This window comes from Lysobacter enzymogenes, from assembly GCF_017168095.1.
Classification (GTDB): domain Bacteria; phylum Pseudomonadota; class Gammaproteobacteria; order Xanthomonadales; family Xanthomonadaceae; genus Lysobacter; species Lysobacter enzymogenes_D.
In genome coordinates, this window is the sequence record NZ_LXSD01000514.1 from 1 (window position 1) to 2202 (window position 2202).

Consider the following 2202-nt stretch of genomic DNA (forward strand, 5'->3'; position numbering starts at 1 on the left):
GCCCTCGCGGACGGGAGCGGCGCGGCGCCGGCGCCGGATCGCGCGCCGGCGCCGCCGGGTCGCGGATCAATGCTTCGGCGCGGTGCCCATCGCGGCCGATTCCGGACCGTCGGCCTTGACGATGTCGAGCAGCTCGACGTCGAACACCAGGGTCGCGTTCGGGCCGATCGGGCCGCCCGGGGTGCCCTGCTCGCCGTAGCCGAGCTTGGACGGGATCCACAGCTTGAACTTGCTGCCGACCGGCATCAGCGCGATGCCTTCCTGCCAGCCCGGCACCACCGCGCCGAGCGGGAACACCGCCGGCTCGTTGCGCGCGTAGGAGCTGTCGAACTCCTTGCCGTCCAGCAGCGTGCCCTTGTAGTGCACGCGCACGGTGTCGGAGGCCTTCGGCTTGGCGCCCTTGCCTTCGGTCACGATCTGGTACTGCAGGCCCGAAGCGGTGGTCACCACGCCGGCCTTCTTGCCGTTGGCGGCGAGGAACTTCTCGCCGTCTTCCTGGTTCTTCTTGGCCATCGCCACCATCTTCTCGACCTGCTTGGCGCGCACGGTCTCCTGCAGGCGCTGGCGGATCTGCATCGCTTCCTCGTCGGTCAGCGCGGTCTTCTCGCCCTTCATGCTGGCCTGCATCGCCTTCTGCAGCACGGCCAGGTCGATATCGTCCTTGAGCAGTTCCAGCGAACGGCCCATGTCCATGCCGATCAGGTAGCTGTTCTGCTCCTTCTCGGTCTTCATGCCGCCCAGGACCTTGACGTCCTTCTTGGCCTCGCCCGCCTTGTCGCCGCTCTTGCTTTCGGCGGCGGCCTTGTCGCCGGCCGGCTTGCCGGCCTGGTCGCAGCCCGCGGCGAACAGCGCCATCGAGCCCACGGCGATCGCCAAGGCGGTGTTACGCATGAAAGGCTTCATCAAACTGCACTCCTGAAAAGACGGGATGACCGGAAGGTGGGTGACCGGGCGGACAAACTGCCCGGCGCCGGCTGAACGTTGCTTCACGCGCCGCGCGGGCGGCGCGCGGGGGGATCACAGGATGTCGAGCAGCTCGACTTCGAAGGTCAGCACCGCGTTCGGGCCGATGCTCGGCGGCGCGCCGTTCGGGCCGTAGGCCAGCTCGGACGGAATCCAGAACTTGAACTTGCTGCCCACCGGCATCATCGCCAGGCCTTCCTGCCAGCCCTGGATCACGCCGTTGACCGGGAATTCGGCCGGCTGGCCGCGATCGTAGGAGCTGTCGAAGGTCTTGCCGTCCAGCAGCGTGCCCTTGTAGTTCACGCTGACCTTGTCGGTCGGCTTGGGACGCTCGCCCGAACCCTGGCGCAGGATCATGTACTGCAGGCCCGAGCCGGTCGCGAACACGCCCTTGACCTTCTTGTTCTCCTCCAGGAACGCCTTGCCTTCCTTGAGGTTCTTCTCGCCGGCCGCGGCCGCCTCGGCCTTGGCCTTGGCCTGCATGCGCTCGCTGAAGTTGGTCAGCACGGTGCGCGCGTCGCCTTCGTTGAGCAGGGTCTGGCCGCCGCCGAGCGAGGTGCGCACGGCCTGCACCAGCACCGGCAGCTCGATTTCGGATTTGATCTGCTGCAGCGCCGGGCCGACCATGAACGAGCCGATCATCAGGCCGACCTTGCTCTTGTCGACCGCCGGCGGCGGCGTGCCCGGCGGGGTGCCCTGCGCCGGCTTGCCTTCGCGCGAGGCGATGCGCGCGCGCAGCGCGGCGTCGACCGTGCGGGCCTCGTCCTGGGTGATCAGCGGCTTGCCGCCGTCGAACACGTTCTTGACCGCTTTTTCGAACGCCGCGGCGTCCAGGTCCGGGCCGACCGGCTTGAGCGAGGACGCCACGTCCATGCCGATGGCGTAGCTGATTTTTTCGCGTTCGTTGGCGAGCACGGATTTGTCCTGGGCAGAGGCGGCGCCTGCGAACAGCGCCGCGGTGGTCATCAACACGGCCGCGCCGCGCACGAAGGGCTTCATTAGGGTCCCGCTCCTGGTTGCCGAATTCTGGTGTGGCTGCTGGTAGTGACTGGAGATGGTGGAGCTTGGCCGCGCCGTCGCGCGGCGCGAGCCCGCCATTGTCGCGGGCGCGGCCTTGGGCGGCAACGCTCCAGTGTGACGGCCGACCGCGGTTTTAGTTCCGCCGCGGCGGCAGCGGCGCGCGGCGGAAACCTGACCGGGCGCGCAGATCGCGCCGCCGCGGCGTCGGCCGGCGCGCGC

Annotated in this window: 2 protein-coding genes; both read right to left on the minus strand. The window is 68.8% G+C overall.

Annotation, left to right across the window (positions count from 1 at the left end; translation table 11 throughout):
* Positions 1-66: 66 nt before the first annotated feature.
* Entirely contained in the window at positions 67-891 is an 825-nt protein-coding gene (locus A7A76_RS20860; protein WP_206413108.1) for an FKBP-type peptidyl-prolyl cis-trans isomerase, read from the minus strand.
* Positions 892-1017: 126 nt separating this feature from the next.
* Positions 1018-1962: an FKBP-type peptidyl-prolyl cis-trans isomerase gene (locus tag A7A76_RS20865; protein ID WP_206413109.1), complete on the minus strand. Its 945-nt coding sequence runs from the start codon at positions 1960-1962 to the stop codon at positions 1018-1020.
* Positions 1963-2202 lie beyond the last annotated feature (240 nt).

Coding starts and splice junctions, on each gene's coding strand:
- A7A76_RS20860 (WP_206413108.1), bottom strand. CDS start 891: ATGCGTAACACCGCCTTGGCGATCGCCGTGGGCTCGATGGCGCTGTTC.
- A7A76_RS20865 (WP_206413109.1), bottom strand. CDS start 1,962: ATGAAGCCCTTCGTGCGCGGCGCGGCCGTGTTGATGACCACCGCGGCG.